The sequence below is a fragment of the Xanthobacter pollutisoli genome, from assembly GCF_040044995.1.
GTDB lineage: Bacteria > Pseudomonadota > Alphaproteobacteria > Rhizobiales > Xanthobacteraceae > Xanthobacter.
The window spans coordinates 195,836-214,515 of sequence record NZ_JBDZDP010000007.1; the positions used below are offsets into that span (position 1 = coordinate 195,836).

The 18,680-nt window shown below is 70.1% G+C and carries 13 protein-coding genes and 1 tRNA gene; 7 read left to right on the forward strand and 7 right to left on the reverse strand.

What is annotated here, in order from left to right:
- Nucleotides 1-278: 278 nt before the first annotated feature.
- The gene (locus ABLE93_RS15850; RefSeq protein WP_348840808.1) at nt 279-2,132 is read right to left on the reverse strand and encodes a tetratricopeptide repeat protein; all 1,854 of its coding nucleotides are present in this window, start codon (nt 2,130-2,132) and stop codon (nt 279-281) included.
- Nucleotides 2,133-2,363: 231 nt separating this feature from the next.
- Here ABLE93_RS15850 and aptA point away from each other — a divergent pair, with 231 nt between their 5' ends.
- A complete protein-coding gene (aptA, locus tag ABLE93_RS15855; protein WP_348840809.1) occupies nt 2,364-3,725 on the forward strand; it encodes an omega-aminotransferase AptA in 1,362 nt (453 codons plus the stop codon).
- A 163-nt stretch (nt 3,726-3,888) separates the two neighbouring features.
- Here the strand turns inward: aptA and ABLE93_RS15860 are convergent, their stop codons facing one another.
- The gene (locus ABLE93_RS15860) at nt 3,889-4,041 is read right to left on the reverse strand and encodes a DUF3309 domain-containing protein (protein ID WP_348840810.1); all 153 of its coding nucleotides are present in this window, start codon (nt 4,039-4,041) and stop codon (nt 3,889-3,891) included.
- Nucleotides 4,042-4,302: 261 nt separating this feature from the next.
- Complete coding sequence (locus ABLE93_RS15865; RefSeq protein WP_348840811.1) at nt 4,303-6,255, reverse strand: aminopeptidase P family protein; 1,953 nt, start codon at nt 6,253-6,255, stop codon at nt 4,303-4,305.
- Nucleotides 6,256-6,345: 90 nt separating this feature from the next.
- Here ABLE93_RS15865 and ABLE93_RS15870 point away from each other — a divergent pair.
- Nucleotides 6,346-6,420 (forward strand) — tRNA-Gly (locus tag ABLE93_RS15870).
- A 160-nt stretch (nt 6,421-6,580) separates the two neighbouring features.
- Here ABLE93_RS15870 and ABLE93_RS15875 read toward each other — a convergent pair.
- The 3 genes from ABLE93_RS15875 to ABLE93_RS15885 form a co-directional block, all read right to left on the reverse strand.
- Complete coding sequence (locus tag ABLE93_RS15875) at nt 6,581-9,223, reverse strand: AAA family ATPase (protein ID WP_348840812.1); 2,643 nt, start codon at nt 9,221-9,223, stop codon at nt 6,581-6,583.
- Entirely contained in the window at nt 9,223-10,341 is a 1,119-nt protein-coding gene (locus ABLE93_RS15880) for a metallophosphoesterase family protein (protein WP_348840813.1), read from the reverse strand. The genes ABLE93_RS15875 and ABLE93_RS15880 overlap by 1 nt, the downstream gene beginning before the upstream one ends.
- 126 nt (nt 10,342-10,467) lie before the next feature.
- The gene (locus tag ABLE93_RS15885) at nt 10,468-11,733 is read right to left on the reverse strand and encodes a D-amino acid dehydrogenase (protein ID WP_348840815.1); all 1,266 of its coding nucleotides are present in this window, start codon (nt 11,731-11,733) and stop codon (nt 10,468-10,470) included.
- A gap of 160 nt (nt 11,734-11,893) precedes the next feature.
- Here ABLE93_RS15885 and ABLE93_RS15890 point away from each other — a divergent pair, with 160 nt between their 5' ends.
- The 4 genes from ABLE93_RS15890 to ppk2 all read left to right on the forward strand — a co-directional run bounded on the left by ABLE93_RS15890 (nt 11,894) and on the right by ppk2 (nt 14,482).
- Nucleotides 11,894-12,352, forward strand: a complete 459-nt coding sequence (locus ABLE93_RS15890) for an Lrp/AsnC family transcriptional regulator (protein WP_348840816.1) — start codon at nt 11,894-11,896, stop codon at nt 12,350-12,352.
- 263 nt (nt 12,353-12,615) lie between these two features.
- Entirely contained in the window at nt 12,616-12,864 is a 249-nt protein-coding gene (locus tag ABLE93_RS15895) for a hypothetical protein (RefSeq protein WP_348840817.1), read from the forward strand.
- Nucleotides 12,865-13,134: 270 nt separating this feature from the next.
- The gene (locus tag ABLE93_RS15900) at nt 13,135-13,626 is read left to right on the forward strand and encodes a hypothetical protein (protein WP_348840818.1); all 492 of its coding nucleotides are present in this window, start codon (nt 13,135-13,137) and stop codon (nt 13,624-13,626) included.
- A 46-nt stretch (nt 13,627-13,672) separates the two neighbouring features.
- Nucleotides 13,673-14,482, forward strand: coding sequence for a polyphosphate kinase 2 (ppk2, locus tag ABLE93_RS15905; protein ID WP_348840819.1), 810 nt, complete (start codon nt 13,673-13,675; stop codon nt 14,480-14,482).
- Nucleotides 14,483-14,601: 119 nt separating this feature from the next.
- Here the strand turns inward: ppk2 and ABLE93_RS15910 are convergent, their stop codons facing one another.
- Nucleotides 14,602-14,787 (reverse strand): hypothetical protein, encoded by a 186-nt coding sequence (locus ABLE93_RS15910; protein WP_348840820.1) that lies wholly within the window; start codon nt 14,785-14,787, stop codon nt 14,602-14,604.
- A gap of 568 nt (nt 14,788-15,355) precedes the next feature.
- Between ABLE93_RS15910 and treS the strand changes: the two genes are divergently transcribed.
- On the forward strand, nt 15,356-18,601 hold the full coding sequence (gene treS, locus ABLE93_RS15915; RefSeq protein WP_348840821.1) for a maltose alpha-D-glucosyltransferase: 3,246 nt from the start codon (nt 15,356-15,358) through the stop codon (nt 18,599-18,601).
- Nucleotides 18,602-18,680 lie beyond the last annotated feature (79 nt).

Genomic DNA, 18,680 nt, shown 5'->3' on the forward strand with positions numbered 1-18,680 from the left:
GCACCGCGGGACCATCGGAAGCGCAGCGGCAAGATCCGCGGTCTCGATGACATCGATGGCGTCGCGACGTGCCAGGGCCGCCCGCAACGCGTTGCGCACGGCCGGATCAGGGTCGCAAATGATCAGGCGGGCGGGGCCGCCGTTGCGGCGGGGCGAAGACAATCCGGACATGGCAGAGCAATCACGCAAAACCCATCAGGTGCATGGTCCACGCCCAGGGTAAATGAAGCGTTGCGCGAACGCCACGCCCCCCGGGTTCGCCTTTATGCTGCGGCCGCTTAACCTCGCGGCGGCTTGCCGACCACGGCCTCCTGGGACAGGCCCGCGCTTTCGAGGGCGGAAATGGCCTTTGCCGCGTGGTCCTTCGACGGCAAGAGCCGGGACACCAGCCGACGCACGCCCTCGGCCCCGTCCGCCGTCTGGTGGACCAGAGCTACGACCACCTCGCGCTCGTCGCTGGGACGGCCCAGCGCGTGCAGGCACAAGGCCAAGGCCAGCTTGTTCTCCACCGCCGGGTGCAGGGTCAATTGCGGCACCAGCGCCTGCGCCGCGAACAGGTCGCCGCGGATGAAGGCTGCAAGGGCAAGGAAGGCGTCGCGGAACGGCGTCGCTCCCGCACCCTCCCGACGCGCCTGCAACAGGAGAGCCTCGCCCTCGGCGATGCGGCCGGCGCCGATGAACACCACGCCCACGGTGGCGGCCACGTCGAAATCCAGCGGATTGAGCTTCAGCGCCCGCTCGGCGGTGGCGAGGGCGTCGTCCGGCTCGCCGGCGAACAGCTGGACCAGCGCAAGGGACCGCGCCGCATAGGCGCTGGCGGGGGCGAGCTCGGCGGCCCGCTCGGCCTCGTCGAGCAGCAATTCCAGCTCGGCCTCGGATGGCGCCGGCGTGTCGTCGTGCAGCGTGCGGTAGAGCATGGCCTCGGCGCGTACGGCATGCCCCAGGGCGAAGCCCGGATTGCGCCGGGTGAGGTCCGTGAGGCATTCCTCCACATTGACGCCCTTGGTGGCGGCCTTGGGGTCGCCGAATTCGCTGCGCCGCTGGGCGAAAGCCGCCGCGATACAGCCGAAGCCTGATTCGGGCGCGCGGGCCAGCGCCTGTGCCCGAGCGCGGACCTGGACCACGCCATAGCCTTCCATCACCGCCACCGCCACGTCGTGGACGACGCGCTGCTCGCTCTCCGCGAGGTGGTCGGAGGCGGCGAGACCATCCAGCACGGTGGACCAGACGATGGACCCGTCGCAGCGGTCGGTGAGGCGGGCGACGAGGGAGAAGCTGCCGTCCGGCCGACCTTCGGCAAGCCCGGCGAGGGAAAAGACCGAGCGCGGCAGGGGGCCGGTGCAGGCCTCGGCCAGGGCGCCCTCCGCGATGCCCGCCCCGGCCGCCTTCACCTCGGTGAAGTCGAAGCGGGCAAAGGCGTCGCGCATGCGCTCTTCCAGCGCTCTGAGTTCCGTAGCGGAAGGTGCGCCATTGCCCGCGGCCTCGAACGTGCGCACCTCCACCAGAGGCAGACGCACGAGATCGGCCATGGCGACCCGCGCCGGCTCCCGCCGGGCACCGAGCAAATCGGCCCCGAACAGACTCGCGCCCACCACCAGGACGACCAGTGCTGCCAGAGCGGAGAAAATCGCGCTCCGGCGGGGCGGGCGCGGCGGGGCGACGGACGGGGGAGGACCCGCCGGCAGCTCGAGCTCGGCGGAAGGTGCAGGGTCGGCCGCGCCGCGGGCGATGAACAGCGGCACATAGCCGCCCTTGGGGATGTCGATGACGACCGGATCGTCGCTGCCGATGGTCGTGTAGTAGCGCTCCAGCGCGCGACGCAGACGCGTCGCTTCCACCCGTACGATCGGGTCGGACTGGGGATCGAAGGAAGGTGGACGCCCCAGCGCCTCCACGGCGATGGTGTAGCCCTTGAGGGCATCCGCGCGGCCGTCGAGGGTCGATTCCACAACGAAGCGCAGGAAGGCCGCAAGGCGCGGCGAAGCGACGAAATCGGCCGACGCGAGCACCCGGTCGAGGGCGGCGCGCACCGCCTCCGCCTGCACCGCCTGCGGCGCGTCGCCCGCGCGGGGGGTGCCGACGGAGGCCTCGGGACCGGCCGCGCCGTCCTCGCTGTCTTCGGCCACGCTCACCAAAATACCGTCCTAACCTATGGGCAGCACCTTTGTCGGTCAGAAGCCATGCATCCGCAAGAGGGCGGGATGATGGTGCCGGTGTTCCCACTTGTCGCGCGCACTGCTAGCTTCCACCGACGCGACCATCACGCCCGCAGCCCCGACGGCGGCGGTACCACAGAGTGGCGCGCGGCCGCGCCGACGCGACACGCGCTGGTGGGCGCGATGCTTGGGAGAGGATATTCCATCATGGCTTTGGACGATCTGGTCACCGAAGGCTCGGCCGGGCGCTCGGACGCGGTTCCGAACGACCTCGAAGCCTTCTGGATGCCCTTCACCTCGAACCGGTCGTTCAAGAAGCGCCCGCGCCTCGTGTCCCGCGCCAAGGACATGCACTATTACACGCCGGAAGGCCGCGCGATCCTCGACGGCTGCGCCGGCCTGTGGTGCGTCAATCCGGGCCACAATCGCGAGCCCATCGTCGAGGCCATCCGCGCCGGCGCCGCGGAATTCGATTTCGGGCCGACCTTCCAATACGGCCATCCCAACGCGTTCCGTCTGGCGAGCCGCATCGCCGCGCTGGCGCCCGGTGATCTCGACAACGTCTTCTTCTGCAATTCCGGCTCCGAGGCGGTGGATACGGCGCTGAAGATCGCCCTCGCCTACCAGCAGACCATCGGCCAGGGTACCCGCACGCGCCTCATCGGCCGCGAGCGCGGTTATCACGGGGTGGGCTTCGGCGGCATTTCCGTGGGCGGCATGGTGGCCAACCGGCGCACCTTCGGCACCATGCTGGCCGGCGTGGACCACCTGCGCACCACCTACGACCGCGAGAACCAAGCCTTCAGCAAGGGCGAGCCGGAGTATGGCGCGCACTTCGCCGACGAGTTGGAGCGGATCGTCGGCCTGCATGACGCCTCAACGATCGCCGCCGTCATCGTGGAACCCATGGGCGGCTCCACCGGCGTGCTGCCGGCGCCGAAGGGCTATCTCCAGCGCCTGCGGGAGATCTGCGACAAGTACGGCATCCTTTTGATCTTCGATGAGGTCATCACCGGCTTCGGCCGTCTGGGCCACGCCTTCGCCGCCGAGCGCTACGGCGTGATCCCGGACATGATCTGCTTCGCCAAGGGCATCACCGCCGGTGCGGTGCCCATGGGCGGCGTCATCGCCCGCAAACCGGTCCACGACGCCTTCATGAAGGGGCCGGAGCATATGGTGGAGCTGTTCCACGGCTACACTTATTCGGCCCATCCGCTCGCCTGCGCGGCCGGCCTCGCCACCCTGGACCTCTATGCGCAGGAAGACACCTTCGCCAAGGCGAAGGCCCTGGAGCCGGCGTTTGCCGATGCGATGATGACGCTGAAGGGCAAGCCCGGCGTGCTGGACATCCGCACGGTGGGCATCACCGGCGCGGTGGACCTCGCCCCGCGCGCCGGAGCCCCCGGCCTGCGCGGCTACGAGGGGCTGGAAAAGGCCTTCCACGAGGAGGACCTGATGATGCGTATTGCCGGCGACACGCTGGTGGTGACGCCGCCGCTCATCATCTCGAACGATCAGGTGGGCGAACTCGTGGAGAAGCTCGGCCGGGTCATCGAGAAGACCGCCTGATCCTGCGGGCACAATGCATCCTGGCCGCCGGCCCGCCGTAAGGCGGCCAGCGGCCAGGTGCGCGAGGCCGCGCAGAGCAAGGGCGGAATGGCTCGCGCAGCCGCGCGATCGCGGCGCCGGCTAAGGCAAAGCCAGTCCCGGGCCGTGGCGCGGCAGGCTGCCGTCAGAGACGTCCGGTCAGGGCGAGCACGATCACGATGATGAGGAGCACGCCGACGATACCGCCGGGACCGTAGCCCCAGCCGCGGCTGTAGCCCCAGTTGGGCAGGGCGCCGATGAGAAGCAGGATGAGGATGATGATGAGAATTGTGGACACGACCCAGCCTCCGTTCACGGCGCACGCGCACGGTTCCGGCCCGCGTGCGGGGTCGGCCCAGAGGCGCTTCCGTTTGAATTGATCGGTGCGACAGCCGTCGGCCGCCACGCTTTCCAAACGCTGCTGCCGCGCTCCGGTTCCGCCTCAGCCAGAGCGGCACTGAGATTAAGCTGATCGAACGGCCCGATGCGATGCGTGCGCCGGACATCCGGCTTCGCTTCGCACCCCTTCCGTTTTCCCTTGCGGCAGAGCCGCAAGCTCTCACAGGGGCGCGGTCGCCCGCGCCAGCCAGTCCCGGGCCGCCACGTCGAGACCGTCCGCCAGGGCGGCATGAACCTCGGCATGATAGGCGTCCACCTGCTCCCGCTCGCCGCCGTCGAGCAGGCCGAGATCGATCAGGCGACGGTCGTAGGGCACGAGGGTCAGGGTCGAAAAGCCGAGGCAGGGCTTCTCCGCGCCCTCCACCGTCCGGCGCTCCACCAGAATGAGATTTTCGATCCGGATTCCATAGGCCCCGGTGCGGTAATAGCCCGGCTCGTTGGAGAGGATCATGCCCTCCGCCAGCGCCAGATGGCCGAGCTGGGAGATGCGCGCCGGCCCCTCATGCACCGACAGGCCGGCGCCGACGCCGTGGCCGGTGCCATGGTCGAAATCGAGTCCGTGGGCCCACAGATACTGGCGCGCCAGCGGGTCGAGCTGGGCACCGTTGATCCCCTGCGGGAACACCGCGCGGGTCAAAGCGAGGTGGCCCTTCAGCACGAGGGTGTAGTGCCGCCGCATCTCCTCGGTCGGCGCACCCACCGCGAGGGTCCGGGTGATGTCGGTGGTGCCGTCGGGATATTGCGCGCCGGAATCCAGCAGGAACAGCTCGCCGGGATGGATCGCCCGATTGGTGGTGCGGGTGACGCGATAATGCACGATGGCGCCGTTCTCGCCCGCCCCCGCGATGGTGGGGAAGGAAATGTCGGTGAGGTTGCCCGACGCCCGCCGGAAGGTCTCCAGCGCCTCCACCGCGTCGATCTCGGTCAGCCGGCCGCCCGGCGCCTCGCGGTCGAACCACGCGAGGAAGCGGGCGAGCGCCACGCCGTCGCGCACGTGGGCGGCGCGCATGCCGGCGATCTCCGCAGGATTCTTCGACGCCTTCAGCAGGGCGATGGGGTCGGTGCCCTTGTCGACAGTGCCGCCGGCCGCCTCGATGAGCCCGGCGAGCCGCACCGGCGCCGTCGCCTGATCCACCCGCACGCGCCGGCCCTTGGCGAAGGCGGCCAGCACCGTGTCGAGGTCGCCCACGCCGTGCAGGCGGGCATGGCGGGCGAGGTCCGCCCGCACCTCGTGGGAGAGCTTCATGGGCTCGAGGAAGAGCTCGGGCTCCCCTTCCCGCGGCACGATGCACCAGGCGAGCGGCAGGGGCGTGTGGGCCACGTCCGCGCCGCGCATGTTGAACAGCCACGCCGCGCCGTGCGGGTCGGACACCAGCGCGCCGTCGAGCCGGTCGGCGGCAAGCTTCTCCTGCACCCGGCGGAGCTTGGCGGCGGCATCCTCGCCGGCGACGGACAGGTCCAGCAGGCGAACGGGCGCGCGCGGCGGCGGCGGGCGGTCGGGCCAGATCGGGTCGAACGGATCGGCCTCCAGCGGCGCGAGGATGCCGCCCGCGGCGGCCACCGCCTTCACCAGCTTGTCGCGCCCGTCAATGGTGGTGCGCCACGGGTCGTAGCCGAGCCGTGCCCCCCGGGGCAGGTGCGCCTCGATCCAGGCTTCCGGCCGCATCTGAGAGAGAGGCACCACGGAGAAGGCATCGGCATCCACCTGCGCCGGCGCCTGGAGCGTATAGCGCCCGTCCACGAACAGCGCCGCCTCGGTGGGCAGCACCACGCACGTCCCCGCCGAACCGGTGAAGCCGGTGAGGAAGGCGAGGCGCTCCTCGCGCGCCGGGACGTACTCGTTCTGATGGGCGTCGGCGCGCGGCACCACGTAGCCATCGAAGCCGTGCCTGGCCAGTTCCGCGCGCAGGGCGCCGAGCCGGCCGGGACCGGCGGCCCCGTCCGCAAGGTCCTCGAAGGTCTGAAACGTGGCCTTGAACGCGCGCGAGGTATGGGGATGGCCGGAAGCCGGACCCGGTCCGGCCGACGGGACGGCCTTGAGGGATGAACCTGGAGATGAAGGAGGGGCGGACATGGCGGGGCGGCCGGCGATGATTGAGATCGAGCCGACCATAGGAGCCTCGCCCCGGTCCGGCAACGCGGTGGGTATTTTCCCTGACGCCCTTGAACGGCGCCCCCGGCTGCGATTATGGTCGGCGCCTGCGCGGGCGTAGTTCAGTGGTAGAACGACAGCTTCCCAAGCTGTATGTCGTGGGTTCGATTCCCATCGCCCGCTCCAGTTTTTCCATCTTTGGATACGTCCGACATCGCCCTCGCGAAGGCGCTCGATGACGTCGCGCGCGCCGCCACGCCTTGAGGGCCCGCGCGACCGCGATCAGGTCGGGCACCTCGTGGGCCGGCGCAGGTCGGCATCGGAACTTCGCCCACCGCCCCCCTGCTCACGCAGCGGAGTGCATGGAGAGGCGGGTGGCCGGTATGCCGCGATAGGCGGAGGCGCGGCAGCTGAGGATCAGCACCTGCATGCGCCCGGCCGCCTCGGCGAGGATTTCCATCATCGTGTCGAAACGGTCGTCGTCGGCGAAGACGAGGGCATCGTCCAGCACCAGCGAGGCCGGCTGGCCACGGTCGATCAGCAGGTCGGCGAAGGCGAGGCGGGTGAGGATGGCGATCTGCTCCTGCGTCCCCTTGCTCAGCAGCTCCGCCGCCTCCGCCCGCCCGCCGCGGGTAAGCAGCTGGGGCCGGAAATCCTCGCCGAAGGACAGGCTCGCCGCCGGCAGCAGGCGGCGCACATAAGGTTCGATGCGCTGGGTGACCGGGGCGAGATAGCGCCGGGCGGCGTCCTGCTGCGCCTCCTTGAGCACCGCATGCAACAGCGCCAGCGTGTCGGCTTCGCCCTTCACCCGGGCAAGGGCCGCCTCCGCCGCGTCGGCCTCCTCGGCGGCGGTGGCGGCGCGGCTCGCCGGTCCTTCGCCCCCCAGGGTGCGGGCCTGCTCCTCGAGCCGCGCCAGCTCGCCGGCCAGCGCCGGCCGCTGGCTCTGCAGCGTCTCGCGCTTGCGACGCAATGTGTCGCGCCGACGGGCGAGGGCGGCAGCATCGAGTGCGTCGGCGGCGCGGCGGGCGGCATCGCGGTCCACCCGCGCCCGCGCCTCGGCGGCCCCGGCCTCCGCCAGCGCCGCGTCGAGATCGGCATCGGAGCGCTCGCGCCGGTCGGCGGCGAGATCGTCGGCGAGGCGCTCGCGCTCGGCTTCCGCGCGTTCGAGCGCGGCGGACAGCGCCACCTCCCGCAGCTGGCCGGACTTCAATCCCTCCAGCGCCACCTCGCGGCGGGCGGCGGCCTCGGCCTCGGCGGTGCGCGCCGCGCGATAGCGGGTCTCCGGATCGGCAGCGGCGACGGTGGCCTCCTTGGCCTCGGGCGCGGGGCGCGGCACCCCGGCCAGGGCGCCGCGCAGGGGCTCTAGCCCTTCGCCGATGCCGAGGGTCCCATCGGCCGGGGTCTCCGCCTTCAGGCGGGTGACAAGGCCGAGCAGCTCGGTCTCGTCCCGTGCCCGCGAGCGCCCGCCGTCGTGGGCGGCGGCGGGCGTGTCGTGGCCGGTGCCGGCGATAAAATCGGCAAGGTCGCGCTCGGCGGCCCGAAGCCGGGCGAGCGCCGCCTCGCCGCTCGGAGGCGGGGTGAAGGTGAGGGTGCCCACGCCGGGAATGGCCAGCACCCGCGCGCCGGTAAGGCGCACGGTGGCGCCATCCGCCAACGCCATGCCGTCGAGGCGGATCTCGGGCGCGCCGGCCTCCAGCGCGAGGGTGAGGCTGGCCGCGCCGGCCTTCGCCTGCGCCCGCGCGGTCCCGACCGCCTCCTCCAGCTGGCGCAGGCGCTGGATCGCCGCCTCGTCCATCCGTTCTTCGGCAATGCGCCCCTCGCGCTCCTTGATGGCAAGGGCGAGCGCCTCGGCCCGGTCGAGCCGCGCGAAGGCGAGGGCGAGTGCCGCGCGATGGCTGCGGGCCGTACGCTCCGCCACAGCCTGGTCGCGCTGGGCTTCCGCCTCGCGCAATCCGGCGCGGGCGGTCTCAAGGGCGAGGGATGCGGCGGTCTGCCCCGCGCGCGCCCGCTCGATCACCTGCCGATGGGCCTCCACCGCCTCCCGCGCGGCGGCCGCGGCGGCCTCCGCGGCGGCGAGCCGCGCGGCCAGCCTCGACCGCTGCTCGCGCCGCTGCTCCAGCTCGGCGCGGCGGCCGCCCGCAGCCCTTGCCGCAAGATCGGCGATCTCCAGCGCCTGGCCGGCGGCGCGGGCGCGGTCGATCTCGAGGTCGAGCGCCTTGAGCTCCGCGTCCACCTGCGGATCCTCGATATCGCGGATCAGACGGCGCTGCTCGCTGCGTTTCTGCTCGAGGCGCTCCAGCACGCCCTCGAACTGCTCCAGCTCCCGCGCCCGGTCCACCGCCTGCTGGCGGGCCGCCTCGGCGGCCTTCAGGGCCTGCTGCAGGCGCTTCGTCGGCAGGCCGGTGGCGGTGTAGAAGTCGGCGAGGCTCTTCTCCACCTGTTGCACCACCGCCTTGGCGCGACGCCCGCCGGTGACGGCGCCGATCTCTCCGGCGAGGGCTTCCTCCAGCGTGCGGCGCGCCGTCTCCCCCGGTGTCCCGAGGTGGAAGGACAGCCCCTGCTCCACCCACAGCAGGCCGAGCGCGCCGCGGCTGTCGTCCGTGGCGCCGCTCTTGCCCGCCCGGCTGAAACCCAGAAGAGTCTGGAGCTTCTCCTCGGCCGCATCGGAGGAGAAGCGCCCATCCGGGCCGTCCAGCGTCACCGCCGGGGCCATGAGGAAGCGCTTGGTGAGCCGCCAGGGCGCACCTGCGATGTCAAAAGCCAGCTCGACGGTGGGCGCCACCTCGTCGCCCTGCGGCCGGAACGAGCGGATGCGATCGCTTTTGGCGCTGTGCCGCTCGAACAGCACGGCGCGCAAGGCATCGAGGATCGTTGACTTGCCGGTCTCGTTGGGCTCGCACACGAGATTGAGCCCGTCGGTGAAGCCCTCCAGCACCACGGGGGCGCGGAACTTGCGGAAGTTCTCGATGGCGAGGCGGCGCACCCGCATCAGGCCTCTCCCGCCCGCTGGGCGCGCATCTGCTCCACATAGAGCCGCTCCAACGCGGCCTCCGCCAGCCGCGCTTGCGGGCCGCCGGCGGCCGAGAGGGCGCGCAGCTTGTCGGCTGCGACGCGCAGCTCGCCATGGGCGTCGATCTCGGCAAGGTCGGTGTCGGTGGGGCGGATGACGAGGTCGTCCGCCCTCAGGTCCAGCCAGCGGATCTCATGGGCAAGGGTGTCCTCCAACTGGTGGCGCACCGCCACCCGCTCGGCCAGGGTGACGAGGCCGCTCAAGGTGAGGCGGCAGACCAGATCCGGCCGCGCCACCCCCGGCGCGAGGCCGGCGATGCGGGCCGGCACATCGTCGCCACCGCTGAGGCTCCAACTCTCCTCCCGCCAGTGATGGCGGCCGATGGAGAGATCCGTGACCTTGGGCGGCGCGGCGCCCTCCAGCTCCACCAGCAGCGCGAGGCCGGACGCCTCGCGGCCGAAATCGTCCGGCTCCGGCGTACCGCTGTAATAGGTGCGCTCATCGATCCTGAGCCGGCCGTGCCAGTCGCCGAGGGCGAGATAGGAGAGGCCCGCACGGCGGGCGCGATCCGCGGCGAGAAGATTGGTGTCGGTGTGGCTACCGAAGGTCTGCACCGAGCCGTGGGCGAGACCGATGCGCAGCGCCCCCGGCGGCGTCTCGGCGGCGTCGAGCCACTGGGTCGCGTCGGACAGCGCCCGTTTGTGCGTCAGCGGGGCCGGCAGCAGCACGGCGCCGTCACCGAGGTCCATCGGTTCCGGCGCAATTAGGGCGGTGACGTTGATGGGGGTCTCGACAGCGAGGCGGCTCCACAATCCGTCGGCGCGCAACGGGTCATGGTTGCCCGGCAGCAGCAGGAAGCGGACATCTCCCGCCGCCTTCATGCGCGAGAGCGCCTGCCGGTAGACGCGGTCCCCCGGCTCGGCGCTGTCGAACACGTCGCCGGCCACCAGCACCAGCGGCGCACCGTTGTCGCGCGCCGCTGTCGCGAGGCGGTCGATGACGTCGAGCCGGGCTTCCCTGAGCGCGGCGCGCGCCTCTTCGGGGGCACGGCCGAAAGGCTTGCCCAGCTGCCAGTCCGACGAGTGGATGAAACGCATGCCGCCCTCCGCGCGCAGGTTTGGCGCAGCCGGCGTATTCGCGCAAGGCGGCCGGGTCGGGCAGGGGTCGGCCGGGCGGCGAGCGCCCTTGCCGCGCCCTTGCCGCACCCCTTGCTCCGCAACGGCTCAGGCAGCCTGCGCGTAGCGCGCCACCGAGAGGTCGGCGGTGTCGATCTCCGGCGGCTGCCCGCCGATGAGGTCGGCGAGGACACGGCCAGAGCCGCAGGCCATGGTCCAGCCCAGGGTGCCGTGGCCGGTGTTGGTGAACAGGTTGGTGATCTTCGTGGCGCCGACGATGGGGGTGCCGTCCGGCGTCATGGGCCGCAGGCCGGTCCAGAAGGTCGCCTTCTCGATGTCGCCGCCAGCCGGAAACAGGTCCCCCACCGAGAAGGCGAGGGTGGCGCGGCGGGGCGCGCGCAGGACGGTGCTGAAGCCCGCGAGTTCCGCCGTGCCGCCGACGCGGATGCGGTCGCCGAGGCGGGTGATGGCCACCTTGTAGGTCTCGTCCATGATGGTGGAGCGCGGCACCCCGTCGGGATCGAGGATCGGCAACGTCAGCGAATAGCCCTTCACCGGATAGACCGGCAGGCGGATGCCCAGCGGCGCCAGCAGCGCCGGCGTGAAGCTGCCCATGGCCGCCACATAGGCGTCGGCGGTGACCATTTCGCCGCCCTTCAGCGCGACGCCGGTGATCCGCCCGCCCTCGTGCCGCAGCGCCTCGACGGTGACGCCATAACGGAAGCTGACCCCCTGCCGGGCGCAGATCTCGGCGAGGCGCTGGGTGAAGATATGGGCATCCCCTGTCTCGTCCCCCGGCAGGCGCAGCCCGCCCACGAACTTGCCGCGCACGCGCGCCAGCGCCGGTTCGGCGCGGATGCAGCCGGACGGATCGAGCAGTTCGTAGGGCACGCCGTGGGCGTCCAGCACCTCGGTGTCGGAATGGACGTGGTCCAGCTGCTTCTGGGTGCGGAACAGCTGGAGCGTGCCCTGGGTGCGCTCGTCATAGGTGATGCCGGTCTCCTTGCGGAGCGCATCGAGGGCATCGCGGCTGTATTCGGCGAGGCGCACCATGCGCGCCTTGTTGCGGCGGTAGGCGTCCTCAGTGCAATTGGCCAGCATTCGGGCGAGCCAGAGGTGCAGCCGCGGGTCGAAGCTCGGCCAGACCACCAGCGGACGATGGTGCATCAGCAGCCACTTGATGGCCTTGACCGGGATGCCCGGCCCGGCCCAGGGCGCCGAATAGCCCGGCGAGACCTGGCCGGCATTGGCGAAAGAGGTTTCCATTCCGGCCGCCGGCTGGCGGTCGAGGACCGTCACCTCGTGGCCGGCCTTGGAGAGGTAATAAGCCGAGGCCGTGCCTACGACCCCGCTGCCCAGAATCACTATGCGCATCGCGGACACCCTCGGCCGCCTGCGGACCCTGAAGGCCGGCAGGAAAAGCGGCGCGCCATCTTACGCCGGACCTCGGCGCATTTGGCTGCAATTCAGCGAATGTCGTGCCAGATCAGAGCACAGGCTTGATAGGATCTGCGGATAAGCCGCAGAATGTTCAATGGCCAATCTCGACGATATCGATTCCCACATCGTGCGCGTCCTGCGCGGCGACGGTCGCATCTCCAATGCGGAACTCGCCGTCGCGGTCGGCCTGTCACCGTCCGCCTGCCTCAGGCGGGTCCGCCTCCTGGAGCGGGCAGGGGTGATACGCGGCTATGCCGCCATCATCCACGAAGGCGCGCCCGAGGACCGGCTGGTGGTGTTCACCCAGATCACCCTCGACCGCCAGACCGAGGAATATCTCAACCGCTTCGAAACCGCGGTCTGCCGCTGTCCGGAAATCACCGACTGCCACCTCATGACGGGGACCGCCGACTATCTCCTCAAGATCGAGGTGAAGAACGCCGGCGACTACGAGCGCCTGCACAAGGAGGTGCTGTCGCGCCTGCCGGGGGTCGCCCGCATCCAGTCCTCCTTCGCCATCCGCGCCGTGGTGAGCCGGCGGCCAGCGCGCTGAGGCGACAACTCGCCTCAGGGGTTTCCCATTACCAAAAGCTCAACATTTGATCGCGATCAAGGAATGAGCGACCGGCGGTGCCTAGCTTGGTCCGGTTGGCGGAAACCTACCGGAACCTGCCGACGCTTCGACCCTGCGAGGGTCGCCGCGCCGGTCGTTCGCTTGGGGCATTGCACCGCGCCTGGCTCGCGTTTTGGAGCCACGGAACGCGAACCGGGACGTCTCAGCCGCGGATTTATTGATTGCTTCCAGAGGAGATCATGATGAGTGCCCTTGCCAAGCGCGCTGAGCAGCCGGTCGATGGTGCCTCCGCCAAGCGTCCCGACGACGTGCTGATCCACGTCCGATTCAGCCCCAACGCCGACGTCTTCACCATCGACGCCCTTCCGGAAGGCCTCACTCAGAAGGCGTGGTTCGAGCGTTTGGTGCTCGGCGCCGCCCCCTATTACCGCACCCTGTCCAACGGCCGCGGCTTCTTCCGCATCCCGGCCGAGGTCTTCGCCGCCATCTGATTTCTCGCGAGGGCGGGACACGCGTTTCAGTCCTGCCCGCGGCCGCATTGATCCGGCCGATCGTGATCGCTGAAAGCCGGCGCCGGCCTTGGCCGCGCCGGCTTTTTGCGTTCGGCGCTACGCGGCCACCGCCGATCACGGCCTTATGCTCGAACGGCTTGGCCTTTGCCGCGGAAAGAGTTGATATCAGACAAGGACGCCGGCTCCCTGCCGAGGACACTGCGGCCGCCTCGAAGCGACCCGCTCGCTGGCGTCAAAAGGGAGAGAGCGATGTCCGACAGCACAGCGCAAAGCCACACCCATGTCGCCCTCGGCGACGAGACCTTCATGAGCGCCGACGACCTGCGCGATTACATGCATGAGATCGAGCAGTCCAAGCTGTCCAAGGAAATCTCGGCCATGGACCGCGCCGACAAGGCCCGCGCGGAGCTGATCAAGACGCTGTCCCAGCGGGTGGACCTGACCCAAGAGCGCCTGCACGAGATCGCCCAGAACCTCCAGACCAAGATGCGCCTCGCCGCCCAGCGCGGCGAGACCGAGATTATGGTCATGCGCTTCCCCAACGTGCTGTGCACCGACAAGGGCCGCGCCATCAACAATGCGGAGGAGGGCTGGCCCGACAGCCTCACCGGGCGGCCGCGCCAGGCCTACGAACTGTGGCGCGATCACCTGCGGGAGGGGCACTACAAGCTGAAGGCGATGATCATTGATTGGCCGAACGGCATGCCCGGCGACGTGGGCCTGTTCCTCAGCTGGGCCTGACAATCGGGAGCGAAGAACACGCCAAGAGCAAGAAGGGGAGGAACGCATGGGCGCGAAGGACGCCGAGGACAACGGCGAAAAGGAGCCGCTGACGCGCAAGGCCTACGAGCAGGAGCTGAAGCGTCTTCACGGCGAGCTCGTGAAGCTGCAGATCTGGACCAAGCACACCGGCGCCAAGATCTGCGTCGTGTTCGAGGGGCGCGACGGCGCCGGCAAGGGCGGCGTCATCAAGGCGATGATGGAGCGGGTCAGTCCGCGCATCTTCCGCGTGGTGGCCCTGCCGCCACCCACCGATCGCGAAAAGTCGCAGATGTTCATCCAGCGCTACCTGCCCTACCTGCCGGCGGCGGGGGAAATCATCATCTTCGACCGCTCCTGGTACAACAGGGCGGGCGTCGAGCGCGTCATGGGCTTCTGCACCGACGATCAGGCGAAGAAATTTCTCGCCACCGTGCCCTTCGTCGAGAAGGCCATCGTGGAATCCGGCGTCATCCTGCTGAAATACTGGCTGGAGGTGTCCGAGGAAGAGCAGACCCGGCGCATGGCGAGCCGCATCGACGACCCGCGCAAGGTCTGGAAGCTCTCGCCCATGGACCTGGAATCCTACTCCCGCTGGTACGACTATTCGCGGGCGCGGGACGAGATGTTCGAGGCCAGCGACACCCAGTGGGCGCCGTGGTTCGTCGCCCGCTCCAACGACAAGAAGCGCGCCCGCCTCAACATTCTCTCGCACCTGCTCTCGCGCATACCGTACGAGGATGTTCCGCGCGAGAAGATCCGCCTGCCGCCGCGCCAGAAGCCGAAAGGGTATGTGGAAGCGGACTATGCCCGCCACCGGGTGCCCGAGCGCTTCTGAGCGGGACCATCGGCACCGGACAGCCCCAAAATGCAAGGACCCTCCCGGCCGCGCGGCCGGGAGGGTCCTTGAAATGGCCGGCGCGGTTGCCGGGCTGTCTGAAACGAGGGTTCACTCCGTCACATCATCCGGCGCTGCGCGTCGGACAGCTGCATGGCATCCGCGAAAGTCTCGAAAGCCACCCAGGCCCGGCGCTGAAGCTCGGGCAGGCGCGCAGCCTCCATCTGGTCGAGGAGCATTTCGGCATGCTCGCGGACGGGATGGGCCCGCACGAAGCCGATGGCGTCATCCAGAGAACGCAGCACGATGCACGAACCATCCACGCAAATCTTGAGGGGGCGACGGGCAGCTTCAAACATTGGCGATCCTCCGTTTCGGCAGCTCAGGCTGCGGCGCTTCTTGTGTCGGAGCATGCGCTCATGCGCTTCCCGCATTCGGGGGAAGGGCACAGGGGGCTAACGCATGACCGGAGAGCGGGGGCAAGGCGCAACGGAACCCGCTCGACCGGAGAAACGCCGGAGTTCGAGATGGGTTCCCGCAAAAATTAAAAAAATCTGCGCGCCCTCATCCTCCATTATTGGGATGCCGCCGGCCCCCGCCGAGCGCAAACAGGATTCGCGCCGACGCTGCACCCGTGGCCGACGCGCTGGCCGGACGGTATTCCCCCGCATGCCGTCCGGCTGCCCCATTCTTCCTCTGAACTCTGCTATGCGCATCGGAACCGCTACGCTCCAGCCGCGTTGGACAAGCGTGGCCGTGCGTTCCGCCCGAGTTGCCCCCGTGCCGGTTCAAGGATGATCGTGCCCCTCGCCTTCCTGCCCCCTCCCTCGCCCACCCGTTCCTTGGCACCCCGCACGAGCGGGAGGCATGCGCATGGCTGAGCCGGTCACCGCGGGCGACAACCCGCTCTGGTACAAGGACGCGATCATCTACCAGCTGCACGTGAAGTCGTTCTTCGATGCCAATGACGACGGCATCGGCGATTTCCGCGGCCTGATCTCGAAGCTGGACTACATCGCGAGTCTGGGCGCCACCGCTGTCTGGCTGCTGCCCTTCTATCCTTCGCCCCGGCGCGACGACGGCTACGACATCTCGCTCTATGAGGGCGTGTCGCCGGACTACGGCACCATGGACGAGGCGCGGCGCTTCATCGCCGAGGCCCATGCGCGCGGGCTGCGCGTCATCACCGAGCTGGTCATCAACCACACGTCGGACCAGCACCCGTGGTTCCAGGCGGCACGCCATGCGCCGAAGGGAAGCCCGGAGCGCAACCTCTATGTCTGGGCGGACGACGACAAGGGCTATCCGGGCGTACCTATCGTGTTCTGCGACGTGGAGAAATCCAACTGGAGCTGGGACGAGGTGGCGGGCCAATTTTACTGGCACCGCTTCTACGCCCACCAGCCGGACCTGAATTTCGACAATCCCGAGGTGCTGGAGCGGGTGCTCTCCATCATGCGCTTCTGGCTGGACCTCGGGGTGGACGGGCTGCGGCTCGATGCGGTCCCCTATCTGGTGGAGCGGGAGGGGACGGACTGCGCCAACCTTCCCGAGACCCACGCCATCCTCAAGGCCATCCGCACCCATCTGGATGCCCATTACACCGGTCGCATGCTGCTGGCGGAGGCTAATCTGTGGCCGGAGGACACCCAGCAGTATTTCGGCGCCGCGGCCGACGAATGCCATATGGCATTCCACTTCCCGCTGATGCCGCGCATGTACATGGCGATCGCGCGGGAGGACCGCTTTCCCGTCACCGACATCCTGCGTCAGACACCGTCCATTCCGGCCTCGTGCCAATGGGCCATCTTCCTGCGCAACCACGACGAACTGACGCTCGAGACGGTCACCGACGCGGAGCGCGATTATCTCTGGAGCATCTATGCCTCCGACCGGCGGGCGCGCATCAATCTTGGCATCCGCCGCCGCCTCGCGCCACTGCTGGAACGCGACCGGCGGCGGGTGGAGCTCATGAACTCGCTGCTGCTCACCTTGCCCGGCACGCCGGTGATCTATTACGGCGACGAGATCGGCATGGGGGACAACATCCATCTCGGCGACCGCGACGGCGTGCGCACCCCCATGCAATGGAGCCCGGACCGCAACGGCGGGTTCTCGCGGGCGGATCCCGAGAAGCTGGTTCTGCCGGTAATCCAGGACCCGCTTTACGGCTTCTCCGCTGTGAATGTGGAAGCGCAGTCGCGCGACGCCCATTCCATGCTCAACTGGACCCGGCGCTTCCTCGCCGTGCGCAAGGAGCATCCCGCTTTCGGACGCGGCACCTTCCGCCTCGTCTTCCCGCGCAACCGCCGCATCCTCGCCTATCTGCGCGAGATCGACGGCGAGGCGGTGCTGTGCGTCGCCAACCTCGCCCACACGCTCCAGGGCGTTGAGCTGGATCTCGCCGAGTTCGAGCGGCGGGTACCGGTGGATCTCGTCAGCGGCACCACGCTGCCGGCCATCGAGCGGGCACCCTTCGTGCTGACCTTGCCGCCCTACGGCTTCTACGCCTTCCGCCTCTCCGCGACGGCGGTGGAGCCGGCGTGGCGCAATCCGGCGCCGGAAGCCCTGCCGGAATTCACCACCCTCGTGGTGCGCGACGGCCTGATGGGCGCCCTCGCGCCGGAGCACCGCGCGGCGATCGAGACCGAGGCCTTGCCGCAGTATCTCGCCCGCCGCCGCTGGTTCCCCGCGTCGGAGCCCGGCGCGGCGCGCATCGCCTGGGCCATGCGGCTGCCGGGCACCGAGCGCGAGGTGGCTCTCGCCGAGATCGAGGCAGAACTCAGCGGCCGGACCGAGCGCTTCCTGATGCCCCTGTGCGTCGCCTGGGAAGACCAGCACCCGCCGGCCATCGCCGAGCAACTCGCGCTGACCCGGGTACGTCAGGGCCGGCGCGTGGGCTTCCTGACCGACGCGGTGGTGCTCGACGGCCTGCCCGCCGGCGTGCTGCGTGCGCTGCGCCAGAACACGCCGGTGCCGCTCCCAGACGGCGGCGCCCTGGTCTTCGAGCCGACCGGCAAGCTCGCTGGCGTCGATGTGGAACGGGATGCCCCCTGCTCGCTCGCCGACGCCGATGAGCCGGCGGCAAGCCTCGTCGTGACCGACAAGGTGGCGGTGAAGCTGTTCCGCCGGGTGGAGTTCGGTCGCACCGGCGAAGCCGAGATGGCGCGCCATCTCACCGCTTTGGGCTTCGCCCACGTCCCTCCGCTCTTGGGCACCATCACCCGCACCGGCGCGGAGGGCTCGGCCCTGGTCACGCTCGCCTACGCCTTCGTGGGCAACCAGGGCAACGCCGCCGACTGGACCATGAACCAGGTCCAGCGCGCCCTCGACGCCGCCGCAGCGACGGCGGAGGGCGCGCACCAGCGCTTCGAGGAGGAGACCGCCGGCCTCATGCGCCTGCTGCGCGCCAGCGGGCGGCGGCTCGCCGAGCTGCATGCCGCACTGGCGCGGCCGAGCGACGATCCCGCCTTCGCGCCGGAAATCGCCGACGTGGCCACGACCGAGGCGTGGCGCAGCGCAGTCGAGGACGCGCTGGCCGCCGCCCGCGAGGCCGGCGCCGACGCGCCGGTAGCGGATGCGGCCGCCCGGATGCGCGAATTGAGCGCCCTCGCGCCGCGTCTGCGCGACCGGCTGGCGACGCTGTTCGCCACCACCGGCCTGCCGGTGATCCGCATCCATGGCCGGCTCGATCTGGAGCACCTGCTGGTGGCCGGCAGCGACGCCGTCATCACCGGCGCCCAGGGCGGCCGCGGTACCGCGACCGGCATCCTTGCCAAGGAAAATCCGTGGCGCGACGTGGCGGCGCTGCTGGTCTCCATCGAGATTACCCTTGGACGAGTGGCCGCCGGCGAGGCCGGCGCGGCGCGCGACGCGCCGGAGCTGCGGGCCGAGCTTCTCTCGGCCTTCCGCATTCGCGCGGAGCGGGCAGTGCTCGCCGCCTATCTCGAACGCCACCCGGCCCCCGGCCGGATCTTGCTCGACGCCTTCGTTCTGGAGGCCCTGGCTCTGCGCCTCGCCGCCGGAGAGCAACGGCCGCCGATCGCGCGCGCCCTCGTGGCAGGGCTCTACCGGAACGCGAGCCGGCTCGCCCGCGAGGAGGTGCCGCAGGGCGCCTGACATCGGGTGCGGAATTGGCGCAAAGGCAATGCCAAGGAACGCGCACGGGCACGGGGTCGTTGACCATGGCAAAGGAGAC

Bases quoted from the DNA above. Each gene is read 5' to 3' on its own strand.
- ABLE93_RS15890 (WP_348840816.1), top strand. From the start codon at position 11,894: ATGGCCAATCTCGACGATATCGATTCCCACATCGTGCGCGTCCTGCGC.
- treS (WP_348840821.1), top strand. From the start codon at position 15,356: ATGGCTGAGCCGGTCACCGCGGGCGACAACCCGCTCTGGTACAAGGAC.
- ABLE93_RS15865 (WP_348840811.1), bottom strand. From the start codon at position 6,255: ATGGTCGGCTCGATCTCAATCATCGCCGGCCGCCCCGCCATGTCCGCC.
- ABLE93_RS15900 (WP_348840818.1), top strand. From the start codon at position 13,135: ATGTCCGACAGCACAGCGCAAAGCCACACCCATGTCGCCCTCGGCGAC.
- aptA (WP_348840809.1), top strand. From the start codon at position 2,364: ATGGCTTTGGACGATCTGGTCACCGAAGGCTCGGCCGGGCGCTCGGAC.
- ABLE93_RS15875 (WP_348840812.1), bottom strand. From the start codon at position 9,223: ATGCGGGTGCGCCGCCTCGCCATCGAGAACTTCCGCAAGTTCCGCGCC.
- ABLE93_RS15880 (WP_348840813.1), bottom strand. From the start codon at position 10,341: ATGCGTTTCATCCACTCGTCGGACTGGCAGCTGGGCAAGCCTTTCGGC.
- ABLE93_RS15885 (WP_348840815.1), bottom strand. From the start codon at position 11,733: ATGCGCATAGTGATTCTGGGCAGCGGGGTCGTAGGCACGGCCTCGGCT.
- ppk2 (WP_348840819.1), top strand. From the start codon at position 13,673: ATGGGCGCGAAGGACGCCGAGGACAACGGCGAAAAGGAGCCGCTGACG.
- ABLE93_RS15895 (WP_348840817.1), top strand. From the start codon at position 12,616: ATGAGTGCCCTTGCCAAGCGCGCTGAGCAGCCGGTCGATGGTGCCTCC.